The following is a 24,211-nucleotide window of genomic DNA, read 5'->3' on the forward strand; positions in this document are numbered from 1 at the left end:
CTGATCGACTCACTTGAGTTTTCAAGACTTTGAAATGGACCAAACAAGCATGAACAACATCGAAGACATCTACTCCCTTTCGCCGACCCAGCACGGCCTGTTGTTCCACAGCGTCTACGAACCGGATTCGCGGGTGTATTACCAGCAGTTGAGCCTGGACATGAACGGCCCGCTGCAATTGAGCGCTTTTCGTGGTGCCTGGCAGGCGCTGATGCAGCGTCACGCGGTGCTGCGCAGTGCGTTTCTCTGGGAAGAACTGGACGATGCCTATCAGGTGGTGCAACAGGACGTTGAGTTGCCCTTGACTGAACTGGACTGGCAGGACCGCGCCGAGCCGCAGGCCGCGCTCGAACAGTTGGCACTGGAACAGCGGGCACAACCCCTGGAGCTGAATGACTCACCGCTGATGCGCGTGTGCCTGGTGCGCCTGGCCCCCGAGCGCTGGCACCTGATCTGGACCTTCCATCACATCCTCATGGACGGCTGGAGCGTCGGCATCGCCGTGCAGGAATGGCTGGCGCTGTACTACGAACAAGCCCATGGCCGCCCCGCCCACTTGGCGCCAACCCGCCCTTATCGAGACTACATCGCCTGGCTGGCGGAACAGGACATGGCCGCCACCGAAAGCTTCTGGCGCGAACAGTTGCAGGACGTGAGCGAGCCGACCCCACTGCCCAGCTTCGCCGTACGCCAGCCAGCGCCTGAGGGGGCACCGTTCGCCGAACGGGAAAGCCTGCTGGCCGCCAGCGAAACCGAGCAACTGGCGCACTTCGCCCGTCAGCATGACCTGACCATCAACACGCTGATCCAGGGTGCCTGGGCACTGCTGCTGGGCCAACACGCCGGGCGTGACGACGTGGTCTATGGCGTCACCGTCGCCGGGCGTCCGGAGAACCTGGCGGCGGTAGACAGCACCGTCGGGCTGTTCATCAATACCTTGCCGCTGCGCGTGCAATGGGCCGACGAGCCGACCCTGGTGGACTGGCTGCAACACTTGCAGCAAGCCAACAGCGATCTGCGCCACCACGCCTACCTGCCCCTGGGCAAACTCAAGTCGATGACGCGCATCGCCGCTGAACAGGCGCTGTTCGACTCGATCCTGGTGTTCGAGAACTTCCCGGTCACCGACGCACTTAACCAGGACACCGGTGGCTTGAGTTTCAGTGCCCCGAGCAGCGACCAGCAGGTCGATGGCATCACCCACACCCAAGGCCGCAACCACTTCCCGTTGTCGCTGATCGTGGTGCCGGACAAACAACTGCACTACCTGATCAGCTACGACCGCAGTCGCTTCAGCGATGCCGAGGTCGCGGTGTTGTCGGCCCAATTGCGCGCGATCCTGTTGGCGATGACGGCGCACGCGCAGTGCCGGGTCAGCGAGCTTGAATGGCTGAGCCCTGAAGAACGCCAACAATTGCTCGTGCAGGGTCGCGGCGTGCAACTGCCGGTAGCCGCTACGTGCCTGCACCAGCGCTTCGAACAACAGGTGGCCGCCCACCCGCAACAGCTGGCGGTGCGCGACCGCCAGAGCGCCCTGACTTACCGTGAACTGGACCAGCAGGCCAACCGCCTCAGCCAGTACTTGCGTGCCCAGGGCATCGGCCACGACAGCGTGGTGGCACTGGCCCTGGAACGCAGCGCCGAGTTCGTGATCGCCCTGCTGGCCACCCTCAAGGCCGGCGCCGCCTATCTGCCGCTGGACCTCAAGCAGCCTGCCGGGCGCCTGGTCGACGTGCTGGTGGACAGCCGCGCCGCACTGCTGATCGGTGCCGCCGCTTCACCCCTGCTCAAAGACCTGGCCGAGCACACGCCCACGCTGTGGTTGGCGGAACAGACCGACGCCATCGCCTCCCAGCCAGACACGCCACCGGTCGTGGTCCACAGCCCGACCGATGCTGCCTACGTGATCTACACCTCGGGCTCCACCGGCACCCCCAAGGGCGTGGTGGTCGAGCACCAGTCCATCGTCGATTACCTGACGGCGGTGCACGCAGTGCTCAACCCGCCACCAGCGGCTCGCTACGGCTTGCTGTCCAGCATCGCCGCCGACCTGGGCCACACCCAACTGTTCGGCGCCCTGTGCAGCGGCGCCAGCTTGTTGCTGGTGGATGAAGACAGCGGTTTCAGCCCCCTGGCACTGGCCGAACTCTTCGACCAACACCCGGTGGATGTGCTGAAGATCACCCCAAGTCATCTGGCCGGCCTGTTGCAGGCGTTGCCCGATGCCCGCCTGCTGCCCCGCGCCCTGCTGGTCTTCGGTGGCGACGCCCTCAGCCCGGCGCTGCTGGAACAGGTCAACCGCCTGGCGCCAGGGCTCAGGGTGTTCAACCACTATGGGCCGAGCGAAGCGACAGTCGGGGCGATTGCCACCGAGTTGCCGGCGGGCCTGCGCAGCATCGCCCTCGGCCGGCCACTGCCGAACCGTCAACTGCAAGTGGTCGATGCCAACGGCCGCCTGGTGCCCACCGGGGTATCCGGCGAACTGCTGATCAACGGCGCCCTGGCCCGGGGTTACCTGCACCGCCCAGACCTGACCGCCGAACGCTTCCATCTCGACGCCGATCAGCAACGCTGGTATCGCACTGGCGACCGCGTGCGCTGGCAAGTGGACGGCCAACTGGCGTTCCTCGGTCGGGTCGACAGTCAGGTCAAGATCCGCGGCAACCGCCTGGAGCTGGGCGAAGTCGAAGCGCAGCTCAAGCGCCTGTCGCCGCTGATCGAACAGGCGCTGGTCCGTGCCGTGGAACTGGACGGCAGTTTGCGCCTGGTGGCCTACCTGGTCGCCAGCCAGTCGCTGTCCGCCACGAAACTGCGTAACGACCTGGGTGCGCGGGTGCCGGACTACATGGTGCCGGCGCACTTCATCACCCTCGACGAACTGCCCCTGACCCGCAACGGCAAGGTCGATGTCCAGCGCTTGCCGCTCCCGCAAAAACCCACGGACGACAGCGCCACCCATGTCGCGCCGCGCAATGAAGTCGAAGCGCAGCTGGCCGCTATCTGGCAGGAAGTCCTGAAGCTGGAACGTGTCGGCGTGCACGACAACTTTTTCGCCCTGGGCGGCGATTCGATCATCAACTTGCAGATCATCGCCCGCGCCAACCAGCAAGGGCTGAAACTCACGCCCCGCCAGCTCTTCGAGAACCGCACCATCGCCGATATCGCCCGGGTGCTGGGCGCCGATGCCAGCCATGGCGTGGCACACGAGATTGCCGATGGCTATGACCTGCCGCTGGCCGCCGGGCAACTGGCGCGCCTGCAACAAGGGCCGTTGCACGCCACCTGGCGTTGCGTGGCGCTGAGCCAGACGCTCGATAGCGAGCTGCTGACCCAGGCCATCTGCGCCTTGCAGCAACACCACCAGGCCTTGCGCCTGGCGCTCAAGGCCCTGCCGGAGGGTCAGTGGCAGCAACGGGTACTGGTCGCGGCCAAGGCCCCGGTCATCGCCACCGAGAAACTGGAGACCTGCGCCCCGGCGCAACTGCAAGCCCTGGCCCAGGCCGGTGTCGACGCGCTGGCACTGGACGCCGGCCAAACCCTGCATGCCCGCCTGCTGGAGGTGGACGGCAAACACGCCCTGCTGCTGGCCGCTCATCCGCTGTGTCTGGACGAGGCATCCTGGGCGCTGCTGCTGACCGACCTCAACCTGGCCTTGGCGCAACTGCGCTATCAGCGGCCGGTGCGCCTGTCCTACACCGGTGGCGATTTCACCCAGTGGACGCGGCACCAGCAGGCCCATGCACAGGGCGATGCCCTGGACGACGCCTGGGAACACTGGCTGCAATACGCCGGCACGGAAACGCTGCAACTGCCGGACAGCCAGCAGCCGGCCAGTGTGGTCGAGCAGACCCTGCCGGTCGCCACCTCAGGTGAGCTCAAGCGTTTGGGCGAAGTGCTGCAACTGGACTGGAACAGCCTGTTGGCCGCTGCCGTGGTCGAACAGTGCCGTGAACTGTGCGGCAATGGCCTGGTTGCGCTGAGCGTGCACGATGCCCGTCCAAGCGCCGAGCGCCTGCCGGTAAATGCGCCGATTGCCGTGGCCGACCTCGACCCGGCACGCATCATGGGACCATTGGCCCTGGCTGTGCCGTACTTCCTCCAGCCCGAAGGCGACAGCCTGCTGCAACGCTTGCAGGCCCTGACCGCGCAAATGCGCGCCTACCCGCAGCACGGCGTCGACTATGGCGCCCTGCGCTACCTGTCGGACAACACCTACCTGCAAGAACCGCTGCGTGATCTGCCGGCGGCATCGGTGGCCATTCGCTGGCTCGGCAACCTCGACAGCCATCGCGAAGAGCGTGGCATCCTGGCCCAGGTCGAAGCCGCAAGCCCCGCGACAGCTTCGACTTGCCCGCTGACCCTGGACGCCTGGTGGCAGGACGATTGCCTGCACCTGCGCAACCACGGCGCCCTCGCCGCCGACTGGGCACCGCGCCTGGCACAACGCTTGAACGAACTCGCCGGATTGGCCAGCGCAGCCGACCTGCGCCCCGCCAGCCAGGCATTTGCGCTGTGCCACAAGCAAGCGAAAACCCTGGCATCCGAACCGCTGGACTGGGCGAACATCGAAGACGTCTACCCGCTGTCGTCCATGCAACAGGGCATGCTGTTGCACACCCTGCTGCAACCCCACAGCGGCATCTACCTGATGCAGCAACGCTACAGCTGGGACGGGGTACTGCAGCGCCCGGCGATGGAAGCGGCCTGGCAGTTGTTCCTTGAGCGCCACCCCATGATGCGCACTGCCTTCTGGTGGCAGGACGATCATGAGCCGCTGCAATGCGTATACCGCCAAACCCATCGGGCGTTCGACTGGCAGGACCTGCGCCACCTCGATGAAGAACAGCAGCGCCTGGCGATGGACCAGGCCCTCGAAGCACAGCGCCTGCAAGGTTTCGACATGGCCTGTGCGCCGCTGACCCACCTGCGGGTGTTCCAACTCGATGAGCGACGCTTCGCCGTGGTGCGCAGTTTCCACCACATCCTGACCGACGCCTGGTGCTTCGGCCTGCTGATGGAAGACCTGCTGGCGATCTATCAGGCCATCGTGCGCCAGGAGCCGGTGGCCCGTCCACGCCTGCGCTCCTTCCGCGGCTACATGAGCTGGCTGGAACGCCATGACATGGCCGCCGCCCATGCGTTCTGGCAGGCCGAAATGGCCGGTTTCAGCGAACCGACACCGCTGCATGTGGACAGCCCCGTGGCGCGTCCGGAGCAGGCACCGGAACAGGTTGGCGATTTCGACCAGACCCTGAGCATCGCCCAGACCCAGCGGCTGCAGCAGCTGTGCCAGCAATACCAACTGACCCCCAACACCTGGATCCAGGGCGCCTGGGCGCTGTTGCTGTCGCGCTACAGCGGCAACCGCGATGTGCTGTTCGGCGTGACCGTCGCCGGCCGCCCGACTGACCTTGCCGGCGTAGAAGAAATGGTCGGGCTGTTCATCAACAGCCTGCCACTGCGCATCGATGTCGACCCCGAGGTGCCAGTGGCCGACTGGTTGCAGGCGCTGCTGTCCCACAACGCGCAATTGCGCGAACACGAAAGCGCTTCGCTGGTGGACATCCAGCGTTGCAGCCAAGTGCCGCGCGGCCAGCAGTTGTTCGACAGCCTGGTGGTGTTCGAGAACGCGCCGCTGGATATCAGCAGCGTGAAACTGGATGCCTTCAGCATCGACATCTATGAAGACCGGGTGCACACCAACTTCCCGATGACGGTGGTGCTGTACCCCGGCGACCGCCTGGGCATTCGCCTGTCCTACGACAGCATGCGTTTCAGCACTGACACCGTGCAGCGCATGCTCGGCCATCTGGTGCAGCTGCTTTCGGGCATGCTGGAGACGCCGCAAGCGCCACTGGGCAGCCTGCACATGCTGCCCGAGGCGGAACGCCGGCAGTTGCAGATCGACTGCAACCGCAGCGACGTCGACTTCCCGCTGGAGCGCGGCTATGCGGCGCTGTTCGCCGAACAAGTGCGCAACCGTCCACAACACCTCGCTGCCGTATGCCAGGGGCAATCGCTGACCTACGCCGAACTGGACCGCCGCGCCAACAGCATCGCCCATGCGCTGCAAGCGGCCGGTGCCGGCCCGGAAACCCTGGTGGCGCTGTTCGCTGAGCGAGGCCTGGCCTTGCTGACGATGATGATCGCCACGCTCAAGGTCGGCGCGGCGTTCCAGGCCCTGGACATCCAACAGCCCCATGCACGTCTGGCGGAGCTGCTGGACCTGGGCGAAGCACCGCTGTTGCTGGTCTGCGAGCACGCAAGCTCGACGCTGGACAACGTCCTGCCGCAGATGCGCCAGCAACCCACCTGCCTGATCGCCCAGGCGCTCTGGCAAGGCCGCGAACAGCCGCCGGTCACCTATGCGCACAACCCGGATCAATTGGCCTACGTGATCTTCACCTCGGGTTCCACCGGCACGCCAAAAGGCGTGATGGTTGAACAACGCGGGATGCTCAACAACATGTTCGGCAAGGTCCCGAGCCTGGGCTTGGGTGAGCACGACCGGATTGCCCAGACGGCTTCAGCGGCGTTCGATATCAGCGTGTGGCAGTTCCTCGCCGCGCCACTGTTCGGCGCCACCGTGCACATTCTTCCCGATGCCCAGGCCCATGACCCTGTGGCTCTGCTCGATGCGGTTCAAGAGCAGCAACTGACACTGCTGGAAACCGTGCCGGCGCTGATTCGCGGCATGCTCCAGGAAAGCCAGACGCACCACACCTTGGCGAGCCTGCGCTGGCTCCTGCCCACCGGTGAGGCATTGCCGCCGGCCCTGGCGCGGGACTGGTTCGCCCGCTTCCCGGCGATCCCGTTGATGAACGCCTACGGTCCCGCCGAATGCTCGGACGACGTTGCCTTCTACCCCATCACCGAAGCGCCCGCCGACGACTGCCTGCACATGCCCATCGGCAAGCCGACCGCCAATAACCAGGTGTTCGTTCTCGACTCGGCGCTGCGCCTGGTCCCTGTCGGTGTACCCGGCGAATTGTGCATCGGTGGTGTCGGCGTCGGTCGCGGTTACCTGCGCGACCCGCAACGCACCCGCGAAGCCTTTGTTCCGCACCCGTTCCAGGCCGATGCGCGGCTGTATCGCAGCGGTGATATCGGCCGGATGCGCGCCGATGGCGTGATCGAATACCTCGGGCGGCGCGACCAGCAAGTGAAGATTCGTGGCCACCGCATCGAACTGGGCGAGATCGAAAACCGCCTGATGCAACACCCAGCGGTGGACAGCGCGGCGGTGCTGGCACTGCCCGACGCGCGCGGGGCGTTGCAACTGGTGGCCTGGTATGTGCTCGACGACACGGCCAACCTGGGCGGCGAGTCCGCGCAACAGGTCTTGAGCGCTTACCTGGGCCAGCAACTGGCAAGCTACATGGTTCCAGCCCGTTGGCTGGCCCTTGCGCAATTGCCGCTGAACGCCAATGGCAAGGTCGACCGTCGCGCCCTCGCCGCCCTGGGTGTGCCCCAGGACGAAACGGCGCAGGCGCAATGCTTGGCACCGCGCACGCCGACCGAGCAGGTCCTGGCCGAGCTGTGGCAGGAAATTCTCGGCCTGGACACCGTCGGTGTGCACGACGACTTCTTCGCCATCGGCGGTCACTCGCTGCTGGCCACCCAGGTGTTGTCGAGGATTCGCCGACGGTTGAACGTGAACCTGCCGCTGCGCACGCTGTTCGAGCGTGGCACCCTGGAACAATTGGCCGAAGCGGTCGATCAGCAACGCGACGCCCAGACCGAGGCCGACGGCAACAGCGAGATTGCCCTAGCGCCACGCAACCAGCCATTGCCGCTGTCCTACAGCCAGCAACGGTTGTGGTTCCTGGATCGCTTCGAAGGCCCCAGCGCCGCCTACAACATGACCACCGCCATCAGGCTGCGTGGTGCGCTGGACGTCGCAGCGCTGCAAGCGGCGTTGCAGGCCGTGTTCGAACGCCATGAGTCCTTGCGCACGGCGTTCCATCTCCACGGCGACCAGCCTTGCCAGGTCATCAGCCCGGCACCGCGGGTTGACCTGACGCCGACCGAGCTGAGTCACCTCGACCACGAGGAACAAGCGCAAACCCTGCAACGCTTGATTGATGAACAGGCGGCACGCCCGTTCGATCTGCAACAGGCGCCGATGTTGCGCGCCAGTCTGCTGCGCCTGGGCGCCGACGATCATGTGCTGCAATTGGTGCTGCATCATATCGCCACCGATGCGTGGTCCATGGGCATCCTCATGCAGGAGCTGATCGTCGGATACCAGGCTCGTACCAGCGGTTCGACACCGGTGCTGCCGGTGTTGCCGATCCAGTTCGCCGACTATGCCTACTGGCAACGCAGCGAAACCCAACAGCGCCTGCTGGCACGGGCCATCGACTACTGGCGCCGCCAGCTCGACGGCGCGCCAACGCTGATCCCGCTACCGCTTGACCAGCCACGCCCGGCGCGTCCCGACTATCAGGGGGCGGCCCTGGAGCAACGCTTCACTCCGGCCCAGGCCCAGGTGCTCAAGGCCTATGCTCAACAGCAGCGGGCGACGCTGTTCATGGTCCTGCTCAATGCCTTCAACAGCCTGTTGCAACGGGTCACCGGGACCAACGACTTTATCGTCGGCACCGACCTGGCCAACCGCGAACATCCGGCCCTGGAACATCTCATCGGGTTCTTCGTCAACGTGCTGCCGATTCGTGCCCGCCTGAGCGAGGGCGAAAGCTTTGACGCCCGCCTGCAACGCTTGCGCGAGGATTGCCTGTCGGCGTTCCAGCACCAACAGGTGCCGTTCGACAAACTGGTCGAGGAACTGCAACCGCCGCGTACACCAGGGGTCAATCCCCTGGTCCAGGTGCTGTTCGTCATGCAGAACACCCCCAGCGGCAATGCCAGCCTGCCGGACCTTGAGGTGGAACACTTGGTATCACGCCAGGAAAGCAGCAAGTTCGACCTCGCCGTGTTTGTCGAAGAGGACGAAGATCAAGGCCTGAACGTGCGCTGGGTGTATCGCACCAGCGTGTTGCAGGAGCCGACCATCCAGCGCCTCGAACAAGGCTTCGAGAGCCTGTTGGAGCAGATCGTCTCGGCCCCGGGGCAAGCGCTGGACAATTGGTCGTGGCGCCTTGAGGGTGGCAACGCCAGCGCAGCGTCCCTGGCGGATTCGTCACTCGACGAGGCCACGGCCCGCAGCGCTCGCAAGCAGTCCAAATTGAGCAAGCTCAAGCAGACCCGTGCAACCGCTGTGAGCCAGGTGGCCCATGAGCAGGTCCGTACCCGCACCCTTAACGCCGGGCAAGCCTTGCCGTTGGTGATCGAGCCGTTGCTCGGCGACCTGGACCCGGTGCATTGGGCGCTGCAAGCGCGGGAATGGATCAATGCACAACTGCTGACCCACGGCGGCCTGCTGTTCCGGGGTTTCAACCTGCCGGATGCCAGCGCTTTCGAACAGTTCGCCCAGGCCATCGAACCCGACCTCTACGGGACCTACGGTGACCTGCCGAAAAACAAGTCCGGCAAGAACATCTACCACTCCACGCCGTACCCGGAACAGCACATGATTCTCTTCCACAACGAGAGCTCCCATCTGCCGCAGTGGCCACGCAAGCAGTGGTTCTATTGCGAAACGCCGGCGCCGCGTGGCGGTTGCACGCCCATCGTCGATTGCCGGCAGGTGCTGGCGCGCTTGCCCGAGGACATCGTCGCTCGCTTCAAGGCCCTGGGGCTGCTGTACGTGCGGCACTTCACCGACAAGCTGGATGTGCGCTGGCAGGACTTCTTCAAGACCGAACAGCGCGAGGAAGTCGAGCGCCAATGCCTGGCGTCGGGCATGCGCTGGGAATGGCTGGGGGCCGACAACCTGCGGATCGCCCAGCACTGCCCGGCCATCGTCGAACATCCCGAGACCTTGGAACTGTCGTTCTTCAACCAGGTGCAACTGCACCACACCGCCTGCCTGGAGCCGGAAGTGCGCAGCAACCTGATCAGCCTGTTCGGCCCCGGACATTTGCCACGCAACGTGTACTACGGCGATGGCAGCGTGATTGAAGACGCGGTGATGCAAGTGATCGGCGAGGCTTATGAAGACTGCGCGGTACGTTTCAGTTGGCAAAAGGGTGACATGGTGATGCTGGACAATATGTTGGTGGCCCACGCCCGGGATCCCTTCGAGGGTGAGCGCAAGATCTGTGTCGCCATGGGCCAGATGATGCGTCGCGAACAATTGACCGGTTGCCTGCCCGAAGCACAGCCGCCGCTGGCTGCGGAGGTGCAGGCATGAGCGCCTTTGAAACTCGCGAAGAAGCCTTCGCCCTCTCGCCCCAACAACGCAGCCAGTGGTTGGCGGGGTTGCCGGCGGCGCGCCTGGAACTGGAAATAAAAGGCCCGTTGGCCCTGGAGCGTCTGCACCAACGACTCGCCGCCCTGAGCGTGTGCCACGAGGCCCTGCGCCTGCGGGTACGGCCAGAGCCAGGCTTGCTGATGCCCTTGCAAGTGGTTGAATCCACGGTCACGGCCACGGACGCCATCAGCGTCGAGGTGCAAGCGCTCGACGGCGATCGGCAGCGGGTCACGCTGCAACTGCCGGCGCTGAGCGCGGATCGCGGGACCTTGCTGCGCCTGGCGCAGGCATTGGCTTCGACGGATGCGCCGACCGTCGATGACGAGGCCATGACCTATACCCAGTACAGCGCCTGGCTCTACGAATTGCAGGCCGATGAAGACGCCGAGCCTGGCCGGCGTTTCTGGGCCAGCCAGGCCTTGGACGAAGCGGCCGCCAGCGAGTTGCTCTACCGTGAGGTTCGCAGCGACCGCTCCGACGCCCCGGTAACCACTCGCTTGAGCGCCAACCCACAGTTGAGCATGGCCCTGGAAAGCTTTTGCCAGCGTCACGACGCATCGCCCGAACAAGTGCTGATGACGGCCTGGGGCGTGCTGTTGCAGCGCCTGAGTAGCGGCGACAGCCCGGCACTGACCTTGAACTGGGTCCACGATTGCCGTGACGACTATGAAGAACTCGCCGATTGCTGGGGATTGTTCGCCAAGCCCCTGCCCCTGCGCTGGCAAGCGGCGGCGGACAGCCATTTTGCCCAGGCGCTGGCGAACCTTCAGGTGCTCTGCGAGCAAGCCACCGAATGGCAGGAATACTGCGGCGTCAGCGCTGCACTGCCGGCCGACACTTTGCAGTACGGCTTCCAGTGGGGTGGGCAGTTGCCCGATCGACTCGACACCTTGGGCAGCATGGCGTCGACGCTCACGGTGCTGGACGCACAGGCCATCCCCGCCGGTATGGAGCTGCTACTGGTGGCCGAAACGACCGCTGGCGGCTATCGCCTGAACCTCTGCCACCTGCCGGGCCGCTACAGCGAACAGGCCGCCCTGGTCCTGCTGGAGCAATTCCAATCGCTGCTGCTCGATGCCCTGGCCAACCCAGGCAAGCCCCTGGCCGAACTGTCAGTGCAGGCGCCGAGTTTTACCGCAACGCTGACCGCCCTGCAGGCGCCATCCGACGCTGCGGCACTGCCGTTTACCAGCGTGCCGGCGAGTTTCGATGAATGTGCCGCGCAGTTTCCCGAATATTTGGCCCTGCGCGACCCCAATGGGCAGTTGAGCTATGCCCAACTGCAGGCCCGCAGTAACCAACTGGCGCATTTCCTGCGCGCCCAGGGCGTGGGTCGCGAAGATCGCGTGGCGCTGTACCTGGATCGCTCGGCACAGATGGTCCTGGCCATGCTCGCCGTGCTCAAGAGCGGCGCGGCGTTCGTTCCCCTGGATGTGCATCAGCCGGCACAACGCTCGCTGGCGATCCTGCAACAAGCCCAGCCGACCTTCATACTCAGCGGCTCGGCCGGCAGCGCCCCTGCGTTGCCGGGCATCGGCAGCCTCGACCTGCGCGAGGAAGCGGCCTGGCAGCAAGCGCCAACGACTGCAACCAACGTCGAGATCCAAGGCCAGGACGCGGCCTACGTGCTGTTCACTTCCGGCAGCACCGGTACACCCAAAGGCGTCATCGTCGAGCACCGACAGCTGGCCAGTTATGTCGCCAGCGTATCCCGGCGCTTGCAACTGGCCGCAGGCGAACGCAGTGCAGTGGTCACCTCACTGGCGGCCGACCTGGGCTACACGTTGCTGTTCCCGGCCCTGCTCAGCGGCGGCGAATTGCACCTGCTGGACAAGGAGACGGCCATGGACGCCCAGGCCTGGGCAGCCTGGCAGGCGCAGTACCCGATCGACCACTTGAAGATCGTGCCGTCGTTGCTCGACGCCTGGTTGATTCATGCCCAAAGCGCTGCCGTGTTGCCGCGCAAGCAATTGATCCTCGGTGGCGAAAGCTGCTCGCGGCGCCTGCTGCAAAGCATTCGCAGCCTTGCTCCGGCGCTAACGGTCTTCAACCATTACGGCCCGACCGAAACCACCGTTGGGGTGGTGATGCACAAAGCCGATCCGAGCGTAGATTATCGTCGCCAGCCCCTCAGCGACCGCCTCGACGGCATGCGCCTGTACCTGCTCGACGAGCAGCAAGCGTTGGCCGCCCCAGGGCAAAGCGCCGAGCTGTATATCGCCGGCCCGCAACTGGCCCGCGGCTACCTGGACACGCAACAAAGCGCCGGGCGTTTTATCGAGCTGGCACATCGGCCGGGCGAACGCCTCTATCGCACCGGCGACATGGCCCGCTATCGCCATGACGGCAGCCTGGAGATCACCGGGCGGGCCGACCGTCAGGTGAAAATCCGTGGGTTCCGCGTGGAACTCGACGAGATCCAGGCGCAGTTGACCAGCCTTCCCGGTGTGGCCCAGGCCGCGGTGGAATGCATCCCTCGCGGCGAGCTCGGCCAGCAACTGTTCGCCTTCATGACCCTGGCGCCCGGGCATTCGACCACAGTCGCCAGGCTGCATGGCCAGGCCCAGGATTGCTTGCCGGACTACATGCTGCCCACCCTGCGGATCGTCGAAGCCTTGCCCCTGATGGGCAACGGCAAGCTCGACCGCAAGACCCTGCAGCAATGGGCTGACAAAGTCCTCGACACGGTCGGCAGTGCCTTGCCACGCACGCCGCTGGAAGCCTTGCTCGCCGAGGTCTGGGCACAGGTGCTGGGCCTGGAGCGAGTGGGCATCGACGATGATTTCTTCGAGCTGGGCGGCCATTCCCTGGCGGCGGTGACGCTTGCCAGTCGCCTGCAGACCGCGCTGTCGGCACCGGTGACGGTCAATGCGGTGTTCAACGCCCCGAGCGTCTCGGCATTTGCAGCATTGGTGCAGGCCGAGCTCAAACTCTCGCCACTGGTGCGGTTGTCGGCGCCAAACGCTGTCGAAGCCGCCAACCTGTTCTGCTTCCACCCCTCCACCGGCCACGTGCAGGATTACCGCACGCTGCTGGCGCCGCTGTCGGCCTGGCATCTGTGGGGCTTGCAGGCGGCGTACCTGAGCGACGACAGCACAACGCTGGGCGGCGATATCGAGAGCCTCGCCGCGCTCTATGTCGAGCACCTGCGCCACCAGCAACCCCAGGGGCCGTACCACCTGCTGGGCTTCTCCCTCGGTGGTCTGCTGGCGATTGCCGCGGCCGCGCGCCTGGAAAGCCAGGGCCAAGCAGTGGCGTTTCTCGGTATCATCGACTCGCAGTACCAGCATCAAGCGCCAGAAGACAGTGTCGAGGCGCTGCTGGAATCAGCCTCCCAAGCACTGACACCGGACAGCCAGAGCGTGTTGCGCCAGTTGCCGCCGCCGATCATGGCCGCATTGCTGGAGCAACTGGACGCCCTGCCCCCAGCGGCACGCCTGCCGGAGCTGGTGCAGTGGGCACGCCAGCAAGGCCTGCAACTCGATGGCGACAGTTGGGAGCATTTGCAAACTCGGCTGCGCTACCAGCAGCACACGCAGCATCTGCTGGCGACCTTCAAGCCTGCCCGGCTAAGCTGCCCGGTGCATGTCTGGTGGGCCAGCGACACCCTGGCCCAGGCTGACTTCGCCGACCCGCATTGGGAAGACCTGAGCAGCGGGCCGTTGACCCGCGAGGTCATCACGGCGCAACACCTGACCATCCTTGAGCAGCGCGCCTTGCACGAACAATTGGCGGCGCATCTCACGGCCATTGCTACACACGGAGCGGTTTGAAATGGATCTGTTGTTACTCATGGCTAAACGCTCCTGGCGCGCACTGCTGGTGGCGACCCTGACGGGGTTGATCTGCGGCCTCGCGGCTGCCGGCCTGATCGCCAACATCAACCACAGCCTGGAGGTGTTCGACAAGCTGCGCCCGGTGGATGGCCTGCTCTTCGCTGGCCTGGTGGTGTTGGTCGCGGTGTCACGGATCATCTCCGACATCAGCCTGTTGCGCCTGGGCCAGGCTGCGGTCAACGACATGCGCCTGCACCTGAGCGCCAAGCTGATCGACACGCCTTACGCGCAATTGCAGCGCCTGGGCAAGCATCGCCTGCTGGCGATGCTCACCGACGATACGCAGACCATCAGCCAGGCGGTGGAGTTGGTGCCGATCCTGCTGGTCAATGTCGGGATCATCGCCGCGTGCCTCGGCTACCTGGGTTGGCTCAGCATGCCATTGCTCGGCCTGACGCTGCTGCTGATCGTCCTGGGCAGCCTGAGCTTTCACTGGCCGCAACGCCGGGCGCTGACCTCGATCTCCCGTGCTCGCGAGCTCAAGGACCAGTTGTTCAATCAGTACCGCCTGCTCACCGATGGCAGCAAGGAACTGCAACTCAACCATCCGCGCCGGCAGCACTTCTTCACCCGCCTGCTGATACCGGTGAGCCAGCAATACCGCCGCGATTTCGTGCGGGGCATGAGCATCTACGCCCTGGTCCTGAACTGGGGCAATGCGGTGTTCTACATGCTGATCGGTGTGGTGCTGTTCGCCGCGCCGCATTTCATCGACCTGAGCGCGAGCCTGGTCACCGGCTATATCCTGGCGATCCTCTACATGATCACGCCGTTGTCGGAGCTGATGCACGCCTTGCCGACCCTCGGTCGGGCCAGCGTGGCCCTGAACAAGATCCGCGCCCTGGAAGGCGAGATGCAAACCGCCGACGAAACCGTCGAGACGATCTCGCCGACCCAGGTTCGCAGCCTGGTGTGCCGCCAGGTCACCCACACTTACTACCGCGAGCGCGAGGACGGTCACTTCACCCTGGGCCCCATCAACCTCACCCTCAATGCCGGTGAAGTGGTGTTCATCACCGGCGGCAACGGCAGCGGCAAGACCACCCTGGCGCTGTTGCTGACCGGGCTGTACCGGCCGGAAAGCGGCGACATCATGCTTGATGAGCAAGTGTCCTCGATCAATGACAATCACCATTTCCGACAGCACTTCTCAGCGATCTTCACCGACTTCTGCCTGTTCGAAAACCTGTTCGATGGCGACGATCCGCACCTGGTGAAACAGGCTCAGGACTACCTGGTGCACCTGCAACTGGACCACAAGGTGCAAATCGAGAACGGCAAGCTGACGACGCTGGCGTTGTCCACTGGGCAACGCAAGCGCCTGGCGCTGCTCAGTGCGTATCTGGATGATCGCCCCTGCTACCTGTTCGACGAATGGGCGGCCGACCAGGACCCGGTGTTCAAGCACTTCTTCTACACCCGGATCCTGCCGGACCTGCGCGAACGCGGCAAACTACTGATCGTCATCTCCCACGACGACGCCTACTTCGGCCTGGCCGACCGGCTGATCCGCATCGAACATGGCAAGCTCAGTGAAGTCGCTCCCCAGGCTGACGCCGCGCCCCTGGCGCAAATGCTTTCGTGAGGAAACTTTAAACCCTGTGGCGAGGGAGCTTGCTCCCGCTGGGCTGCGCAGCAGCCCCAAAACCATTGAGCACGGTGTGTCAGGAAAAACAGTTGCCAGGTTTTACGACTGCTGCGCAGCCGGGCGGGCGCAAGCTCCCTCGCCACAAGAACTCATGCAAGCCACACAATGTGGGGCTCTTCTGGCCGCGGCTGTTCAAAACCTGCGCCCAACCCTACTCATAGATGTAATGCAAATAGCTCACCTGCTCCGCCAGCGGCAGGCGGTGCAGCTTGGGGCAGGATTCGCAGAGCACCGGCGGTTGGCCTTCGACCGGCTCGTGCAGTTGGTAATGCAGGCAACAATGCCGGCGCAATGGCAAGCACGGGCAAATCTGCGGCGCCGGTGATTCGACCATGCGTTGCAGGCCTCGCAGCTTCAAGCGCCCGTTGTTCACCGTGACCTGCTCCAGCCACTGGTGCGCCTCGGCAAAACCGTCTTTGGACAGGTCAGGGTCCATCCTGGCGAAGGCACCGTCCCAGATAGCAACGAAGTTGCCCCACAATATTTTCGGGGCCAGGCCACCGGCGGTGGCCAATGTGCTGAACAGCGGCGCCAGGTGCTCGTGGATCAACCGCGACCAGTACACCGCACGGCCATCCGCGTCCAAGGCTGACAGTCCGGCGGCCAGGCCCAGCGCCGCAGGTTGGCCATCGTCGTGCAACAGCAATGCCTCCTCGCCCCAGAACTCGATCGCGCAGCGACGCGTCAGCACACAGGCCAGGGTGGCCGGCAGGACGATACTCATGTAGTTCATCGACCACTGCGAAACCACGGCGGCGCGGTTCACCCCTGGGTAACGCAAGGCAAACCGGGTCAGCAAGGGTTGCAGTACGCCAGGGTCGGCAAGCTGGCTCAACGCGATGGCAGGCTGATCACCAGGTTCCTGCCGAATGACCCGCTGTATCGGCGGCCAGGCCTGGTTAAGCCATTCTGGAAATTCGATAACGGGGCTCCCGTGGCTTTCCCTAATTAATGCAAACGATTAGCATTGGCTGATCCTATCCTCCCTCCCCTGCAAACTCAACGTCGTTAGCGACCAGGCTCACCAAGACCACATGCACACACTCCGCAATTTCTGGCGTCTCGCGCGGCCTTTCTGGGCATCCGAGGAAAAGTACCCGGCCCTGTTACTGCTGTTGGCCACCGTGCTGATGACCCTGTGCCTGGTCGGGGTCAACATCCTCACCAACTTCTGGAACCTGCATTTCTATAATGCCTTGCAGGCCCTGGACTACCACGGTTTCCTGATCGGCAGCCTGCAGTTCATCCTGCTGCAGATCGGCACGGCCGCCTTCACCGTGGGCGCGTTCCACTTCCAGCAGAAGCTGACCATCCGCTGGCGGCGCTGGGCGACCCGCAACATGCTTGATCAATGGCTGGGCAGCCAGCGCTACCAGAAGCTGAAGCTGACCGAAACCGAGGTCGACAACCCCGATCAGCGGATCGCCGAAGACATCGACCTGTTCATCGTCAAGTCGCTCAAGTTGAGCCTGGGCCTGTTGACGTCGGTGGTGTCGCTGTTTTCCTTCCTGCATATCCTCTGGCAGGCCTCAAGCCTGGTCAGCGTGCCGTTCAACGACCAGTCCATCATCATTCCGGGACTGCTGGTGTGGGTCGCCCTGGTGTATGCGCTCCTGGGCACCGGCCTGGCCTTCTGGCTGGGACGCGCGCTGCCCAGCCTGAATTTCATGCAGCAGCGACGTGAAGCGGATTTTCGTTTTTCGCTCATCCGCCTGCGGGAGAACGCTGACTCGGTAGCGCAATACCGCGGCGAAGTCGTAGAGAACGAACGCTTCAACCACCGCCTGGAGGCGGCGCTGGAAAACTTCTGGGCGCTGGTGAAAAAACAGAAACTGATCATGGGCTACTCGACCTTCTACTTGCGCAGCGCGACGGTCATCCCGATGTTCATCATGGCGCCACAGTTCTTCGCCGGCGCCTTTCCCCTCGGCCGCCTGACACAGATAAGCGCGGCCTTCGGCGAAGTGCACGCCGCCATCGCCTACCTGGTGAGCGTGTTCCCGGAGCTGTCGGAATGGAAGTCGGTGATCGACCGCTTGATCGGCTTCCAGGAGCGCCTGGATAACGTTGAGGTCAAGTCCCAGGTCAGGCTCGAACAACAGGCCGACGGTCTCGACATCAAGGACCTGGACATCTGGCTGCCGAACGGCCGGCCGTTGTTCAAAGACTTCAATTTGTCGCTCAAGCCCGGTGACAGCCTGATGATCCGCGCGCCGTCCGGCTACGGCAAATCAACGCTGATCCGCACGATTACCGGACTTTGGCATCACGCTCGCGGCTCAAGCTGTTATGACCGTGAGCGTGCCCTGACGCTTGCGCAGAAACCCTACCTGCCGTTGGGCAGTCTGCGTGAAGCGCTGTGGTACCCCAACCCACCCCGTCGCGAAGAAGATGCCGCGCTGCGCCAGGCCATGGAGCAAGTTGGCCTGCAGCACCTGAGCGATCTGTTGGAGCAAGAGCGGGACTGGGCGCAGACCCTCAGCGTCGGCGAACAGCAACGCTGTGCGTTCGTCAGGGCCTTGCTGGCCCGCCCGACGGTGCTGTTCCTCGACGAGAGCAGTTCGGCACTGGATTCAACCAACGAGGCGCGCTGCTATCAACTGCTCAAAGAGACGCTGCCAGAAACGATCCTGATCAGCGTCGGCCACAATGCTTCGCTTGAGCGCTTCCATTGGCAGGTCCTGGAGCTGCAAAGCGAAGCACGATGGGTGCATCGGAAGGTGACACAACCGGTGTGAGTTCGCCGTCTCTATTTTGCATCCCAACGACGAAACAGGACGCTGGCGTTAACGCCGCCGAACCCGAATCCATTTGAGAGCGCATGGGTGATCGGCATCTTCCGGGCATTCAGGGCGACCAGATCGAGCCCTTCTGCGGCTTCACCGGGATGAAGCAGGTTCAGCGTCGGCGGTACGACCTGATCACGCAGCGCGAGCACGGTGAAGATCGCTTCAATGCCCCCCGCCGCCCCCAAAAGATGCCCGGTGGCGGACTTGGTCGAGGTGATAGCCACGCCAGAGTCAGCCCCGAACACCGAGCGAATCGCTGCCAACTCCCCGTTGTCGCCCACCTGTGTGGAGGTCGCGTGGGCATTGATATGCTGCACGTCGGCAGGGCTAACCCCCGCCTGGCGCAGAGCCTGCTGCATGGCGCGCCGTGCGCCGCTGCCGTCTTCCGGGCCTGCGGTCAGGTGATAGGCATCGGCGCTGGTGCCATAGCCAACCAGTTCGGCCAGGGGCTTGGCACCACGGGCCAGGGCATGCTCCAGCGACTCGATCACCAGCAGCCCGGCCCCTTCGGCCATGACGAAACCGTCACGGTCGCGATCAAAGGGACGCGAGGCCTCCTGAGGGTGCTCGGCAAAGCCCGTGGACAGTGCGCGTGCGGCGGCAAAACAGCCCAGGGTCACACGGTCTATCGCCGCTTCGGTACCGCCACATATGGCGATATCCGCCTCACCGCTTCTGATGAGCCTGGCCGCATCTCCAATGGCTTGCACCCCGGCGGCACAAGCCGTTACAGGCGCACCGAGAGGCCCCTTGAGCGCATGCCGGATGGAAACGTGCCCGGCCGCCATGTTGGCGAGAAAGGCCGGCGCGGTGAATGGCGACAAGCGGCGCGGGCCACGCGCATCGGTGGTGCGTACAGCGTCGGCAATTGCGCCAAAGCCACCGACGCCCGATGAAATGATCGTCGCGGTGCGCTCTTGGTCTGAGGCTTGCGTCGGATGCCAGCCTGCCTGCGCCAGGGCTTCATCGGCAGCGACCAGGGCGAACTCGATGAAGCGGTCCATCTTCTTGCGATCCTTGACCGAGATGAAGCGCTCGGGGTCATACCCCGCAACGGCATCCTCTTGCAGAGACGGCACCTGGCCGCCCACCGCAACGCCGGTACCCTCGGTGATATCGCCAGACAGGTTACGGATACCGGAACGTCCTGCCAGCAACCTCTGCCAGACTTCTTCCACTGCACAACCCAGGGGGCTGACAATGCCCATGCCTGTGACGACGATTCGCTTTTGACCTTCGGCAGTCATCATAAAAACCTCTTCATTTCTCAGTCGACATCCACTGACAACAGCATGCGTCTGCTGACTTACGCCAGCCTCGCTGTTTCAGTTTGGACCTGTTTGTCAGGATGGATCTTGAACCAGATGGAATACATCGCCGGCAGAAACACCAGCGTCATGATGGTGCCGACGAAGGTCCCTCCGATCAGCGTGTAGGCCAGCGTCCCCCAGAACACGGAGTGTGTCAGGGGGATGAATGCCAGGATGGCCGCCAGCGCCGTCAGCAGCACCGGCCGGGCCCGTTGCACGGTGGCCTCGATCACCGCGTGGAACGGGTCCAGCCCTTCTTGCGCGTTGTGGTGGATTTGCCCAATCAAAATCAGCGTATTGCGCATCAAAATACCCGAGAGCGCGATCAGGCCGACCAGGGCGTTGATTCCAAACGGCTGCTGGAAGATCAGCAAGGTCGGCACCACGCCAATCAATCCCAGCGGCGCGGTGAAGAACACCATGACCATCGCCGAGATTGAGCGTACCTGGAGGATGATGATCAGCAGCGTCAGGGCAACCATGATCGGCAGCAGCGGCACGATCGCCTGGCCGGCCTTGCCCGACTCCTCGATGGCCCCCGCCTGCTCGATCCGGTACCCGTCAGGAAGGGTGTCCATGATCGGCTGCAGTTGTTTGAGGATTGCGCTCGAGACGTCCGGTGGCTGCAAGCCTTCGGCAATGTCGCCGCGCACGGTAATGGTCGGCGTGCGATCACGCCGCCGCAGGATTGGGTCCTCCATGCGCACATCCACCTCGCCGACCTGGGACAGCGGAATACGCTGTCCCGCCGTGCCCACCAGGGTAAAACCTTCTATCTTGGCGGGATCGAGTCGAATATCGCCCGCAGCGCGACCAACCACTTGCACCGAACGGATGTCCTCGCGAACCGCCGTAATCGGCACCCCCGTGAGCAGGAACTGCAACTGCTGGGCGACGGCATTCGAGGTCAGGCCCACCGCCTGCAAACGATCTTGATCAAGACTGAAATGCAGCGTCGGCGTCAGTGGCCCCCAGTCGGTATTGACGGTCCGCATCATCGGGCTCGCTTGCATGACGTCCTGTACCCGACCGGCGATCTCGCGCAACGTTGACGGATCGGGGCCCATCACCCGGTAAGCCACGGGGAATGGCGAATACGGACCAAACACCAGTTGAGTCACCCGCACCCGCGCCTGCGGGGCAAGCCCTTCGGCGACCGCTTCGCGAAGACGGAACTTGAGGGTTTCACGGGCCTCCTGGCTGCTCGTCAGCACCACAATCTTGGCGAAGGACGGGTCAGGGAGTTCCGGCGCCATCGCCAGGTAGAAGCGTGGCGCACCTTGACCGATATAGGCGGTGACGATTTTCGCCTCATCCTGCTTTTGCAACCAGGCCTCGACCTTGGCCGTGGCGGCGCTGGTCTGCTCGATGGAGGTTCCATAGGGCATCTGCACCTCGACCATCACCTCGGGACGGTCTGAGGTCGGGAAGAATTGCTTCTTGACCAGGCCCATGCCGAGAATCGCCACGACAAATGTCGCGACCACGGTGCCGGCCACCCACCATTTGCGCGCGATGACGCGGGTCAGGAGCTGGCGAAAGCGATTGTAATGGCGGGTGTTGTAGATAGCCGCGTGACCGCCTTCGACCGGCTTGATATCCGGCAATAGCTTCACCCCAAGATAAGGGGTAAAAGCCACCGCGACGACCCAGGAGGCGATCAGGGCGATGCCGACGATCCAGAACATGTTGCTGGTGTATTCGCCGGCGGTCGATTGCGCAAAGCCGTTGGGCATGAAGCCAATCGCCGTCACCAGGGTACCGGACAGCATCGGCGCGGCGGTGTGGCTCCAGGCATACGCGGACGCTTTGATCCGGTCGTAGCCCTCCTCCATTTTTACCACCATCATTTCGATCGCGATGATCGCGTCGTCCACCAACAGCCCAAGCGCCAGGATCAGCGAACCCAGGGTAATCCGGTCGAAGTTCTTTCCGGTGGCCGCCATCACCACAAACACTATCGCCAGCGTCAACGGTACGGCGGCTGCGACCACAACGCCTACACGCCAGCCCATGCTGAGAAAGCAAACGAGCATGACAACCAGCAGCGCGACAAAAAACTTGACCATGAACTCACCGACGGCCGAGTCGATGTTCACGGCTTGATCGGTGACCTTGGTCAACGTCATGCCCAGTGGCATGCCTTCATTGATCTTGGTCGTCTCGGCGTCCAGTGCCTTGCCCAGGTCCAGGCCGTTCCAGCCCTCGCGCATTATGATCCCCAGCAGCAGCGCCTCTTCGCCGTTATTGCGAACCAGGAAAGTGGCCGGATCTTCATATCCGCGCTCGACTATCGCGACGTCCGAGAGCTTCAGCGTGCGCCCCTGGATCGCAAGCGGTGTGTCGCGAATTTTCGCCAATTTATCGAAGGCACCGTCCACCCGCAGGACGACTTGCGGCCCTTTGGTTTCGATCGAGCCAGCAGGCGTGAGCAGATTCTGGCTGTTCAGCGCGGCGAAGATATCCTGGGGCGAGACGCCCAAGGTCGCCAGTCGATCATGGGAGAACGACACAAAGATTCGCTCGGGCTGCTCACCGATGATGTTGACCTTCTTCACGCCCGCCACATGCAACAGGCGCTGGCGCAACGCTTCGGTATCTCGCACCAGCAGGCGCTGCGGTTCGCCTTTGGCCTTCAGGGCGAACAGCGCGAAGGTAACGTCCGAATACTCGTCATTGACCATCGGCCCAATGACGCCCGCCGGCAGCCGAGTGGCCTCATCGTCGAGTTTCTTGCGCGCCTGATAGAACTCCTCCTGCACTTGCGAGGGTGGCGTGCGATCGACCAGCGAGACCATGGTGAAAGCCAGACCTGGACGGGTGTAGGTTTCCGTGCGGTCGTACCATTTCAGTTCTTGCAGGCGCTTTTCCAACGGCTCGGCGACTTGGTCCTGCATCTCCTGGGCAGTCGCGCCCGGCCATGCAGTGATGACGGTCAACTGCTTGACCGTAAACGGCGGGTCCTCGGCACGCCCCAACTGGAAGAACGCCAAGGTACCCGCGACGGCAATCAGGAAGATCAGGAACACGGTAATGGAGCGCTCGCGAACGGCGAGTGCCGATAAATTGAGACTCATTGACGGCCCCCGGCAACCTTCACGTCACCCTGTGGGCTCAGTCGCACTTCCTCGCCATCGCGCAGTAGATGCGCGCCCAGCGCGACAATGCGCTCGCCAACCTTGAGCTCACCTGCAACTCGGGCAGCGTCGTCACTCAAGCCCAGGACCTGAACAGGCCGCCAGCTGACTTTCGCCGGTTCGCCGGCAATGACCCACACACCGGTTCCCTTGCCCGGGTCATAGAGGGCAGCGATCGGAACTTGCAGGACCGGCCCTTGCGCGGCGTCTTCGGCGATCCGAAGGGTGACGGTCGAACCCAGCGGCGCATTGGCCAGCCCGCCCGCCAATACATACCGCGCCTCAAAGGTGCGCGTCACACGGTCAGCCGAATCCGACAGCAACCTCAGCTTGGCAGTGACAGCGGCCGAAGTGTTGCCGTAAAGCGTCGCCTGCGCGGTGGACCCTGCGGCCGGACGCAAGGTTTCTGGCAATTGCACGATGGCTTCGCGCTGACCGGCCCGTGCCAGTCGAACCACCGGCTGCCCAGGGCTGACCACCTGCCCGGGTTCGGCGAGCGTCTCCATGACCACGCCATCGGCGTCTGCCAGCAGTACGGCATAGCCCGACGCATTCCGGGCCACGTCAGCCTGAGCTTGCGCGGCGCTGAGTTGTGCTTTCGCGGTATCGGCTGCGGCTTTGATCTGATCGTAGCCCGATGCGGAAATGGCGCCTGCGGCCACCAGCTCACGATAACGAGCCTCGTCATCTGCGGTCTGTTTGGCTCGGGCTTTGGCGGCAGTGACCGCTTCTTGCTGCGCTCGTGCTTGCAAGCCTAAGTCGATGGGATCCAGACGCATGAGCGGCTGACCACGCTTGACGGTCTGACCGGTATCGACCAGACGCTCAAGCACCTTGCCCGACACTCGGAAACCCAGGTCACTCTGGACGCGAGCCGCCACGACTCCGGTGAATGAACGCCAAAGGCCGGACGAATCCTGAACTTCAGAGACCCTCACCAAAGGAGCGAGCGTGCGCGGATCTTGGACGGTGGAAGAGTCGCCACACGCCGTCAGGACGAGAGGCAACAAGCAAGCGGCAAGGGTGACAGGTCGAAGCCGGCGCATAGATTCCCTACTTGAAGAATAGAAACAGGTGTCACATTCTCTGGCGTGTGACCAATACTGTCAATGGTCACAACTATTGTGGCCAGAGACTAAATTACAATTCTCTCAACACTTATTGCGACTATAGCCA

Annotated in this window: 8 protein-coding genes; 4 read left to right on the plus strand and 4 right to left on the minus strand. The window is 63.8% G+C overall.

The features are described from left to right. The first annotated feature begins 49 nt into the window (after nt 1–49). From GKKCFE_RS14275 to GKKCFE_RS14285, 3 genes are read left to right on the plus strand one after another with little or no spacing between them, the layout of a single operon-like run. Nucleotides 50–10,255: an amino acid adenylation domain-containing protein gene (locus tag GKKCFE_RS14275; RefSeq protein ID WP_445576681.1), complete on the plus strand. Its 10,206-nt coding sequence runs from the start codon at nt 50–52 to the stop codon at nt 10,253–10,255. Continuing rightward, nucleotides 10,252–14,088 (plus strand): non-ribosomal peptide synthetase, encoded by a 3,837-nt coding sequence (locus GKKCFE_RS14280; RefSeq protein WP_445576682.1) that lies wholly within the window; start codon nt 10,252–10,254, stop codon nt 14,086–14,088. Before GKKCFE_RS14275 ends, GKKCFE_RS14280 begins: the two co-directional genes overlap by 4 nt. Before the next feature lies 1 nt (nt 14,089). Further along, nucleotides 14,090–15,736, plus strand: a complete 1,647-nt coding sequence (locus GKKCFE_RS14285) for a cyclic peptide export ABC transporter (protein ID WP_445576683.1) — start codon at nt 14,090–14,092, stop codon at nt 15,734–15,736. A gap of 214 nt (nt 15,737–15,950) precedes the next feature. Here the strand turns inward: GKKCFE_RS14285 and fhuF are convergent, their stop codons facing one another. Next, nucleotides 15,951–16,634 (minus strand): siderophore-iron reductase FhuF, encoded by a 684-nt coding sequence (fhuF, locus tag GKKCFE_RS14290; protein WP_310662878.1) that lies wholly within the window; start codon nt 16,632–16,634, stop codon nt 15,951–15,953. Nucleotides 16,635–16,833: 199 nt separating this feature from the next. Here fhuF and GKKCFE_RS14295 point away from each other — a divergent pair, with 199 nt between their 5' ends. Then, nucleotides 16,834–18,537: an ABC transporter ATP-binding protein/permease gene (locus tag GKKCFE_RS14295; RefSeq protein ID WP_076384124.1), complete on the plus strand. Its 1,704-nt coding sequence runs from the start codon at nt 16,834–16,836 to the stop codon at nt 18,535–18,537. Between the two features lie 11 nt (nt 18,538–18,548). Here GKKCFE_RS14295 and fabF read toward each other — a convergent pair whose 3' ends face one another. From fabF to GKKCFE_RS14310, 3 genes are read right to left on the minus strand one after another with little or no spacing between them, the layout of a single operon-like run. Continuing rightward, entirely contained in the window at nt 18,549–19,838 is a 1,290-nt protein-coding gene (gene fabF, locus GKKCFE_RS14300) for a beta-ketoacyl-ACP synthase II (protein ID WP_445576684.1), read from the minus strand. A 56-nt stretch (nt 19,839–19,894) separates the two neighbouring features. Then, nucleotides 19,895–22,975 carry an efflux RND transporter permease subunit gene (locus GKKCFE_RS14305; protein ID WP_445576685.1) on the minus strand — a complete coding sequence of 1,027 codons (3,081 nt, stop codon included), beginning with the start codon at nt 22,973–22,975 and terminating at the stop codon, nt 19,895–19,897. Next, nucleotides 22,972–24,081: an efflux RND transporter periplasmic adaptor subunit gene (locus GKKCFE_RS14310; protein ID WP_445576686.1), complete on the minus strand. Its 1,110-nt coding sequence runs from the start codon at nt 24,079–24,081 to the stop codon at nt 22,972–22,974. The genes GKKCFE_RS14305 and GKKCFE_RS14310 overlap by 4 nt, the downstream gene beginning before the upstream one ends. Between the last annotated feature and the right edge of the window lie 130 nt (nt 24,082–24,211).

This window comes from Pseudomonas sp. E141, assembly GCF_052659885.1.

What these genes read in the sequence shown, in the direction of transcription:
- GKKCFE_RS14275 (WP_445576681.1), top strand. Translation starts at nt 50, where the DNA reads ATGAACAACATCGAAGACATCTACTCCCTTTCGCCGACCCAGCACGGC.
- GKKCFE_RS14280 (WP_445576682.1), top strand. Translation starts at nt 10,252, where the DNA reads ATGAGCGCCTTTGAAACTCGCGAAGAAGCCTTCGCCCTCTCGCCCCAA.
- GKKCFE_RS14285 (WP_445576683.1), top strand. Translation starts at nt 14,090, where the DNA reads ATGGATCTGTTGTTACTCATGGCTAAACGCTCCTGGCGCGCACTGCTG.
- GKKCFE_RS14295 (WP_076384124.1), top strand. Translation starts at nt 16,834, where the DNA reads ATGCACACACTCCGCAATTTCTGGCGTCTCGCGCGGCCTTTCTGGGCA.
- fabF (WP_445576684.1), bottom strand. Translation starts at nt 19,838, where the DNA reads ATGATGACTGCCGAAGGTCAAAAGCGAATCGTCGTCACAGGCATGGGC.
- GKKCFE_RS14305 (WP_445576685.1), bottom strand. Translation starts at nt 22,975, where the DNA reads ATGAGTCTCAATTTATCGGCACTCGCCGTTCGCGAGCGCTCCATTACC.
- GKKCFE_RS14310 (WP_445576686.1), bottom strand. Translation starts at nt 24,081, where the DNA reads ATGCGCCGGCTTCGACCTGTCACCCTTGCCGCTTGCTTGTTGCCTCTC.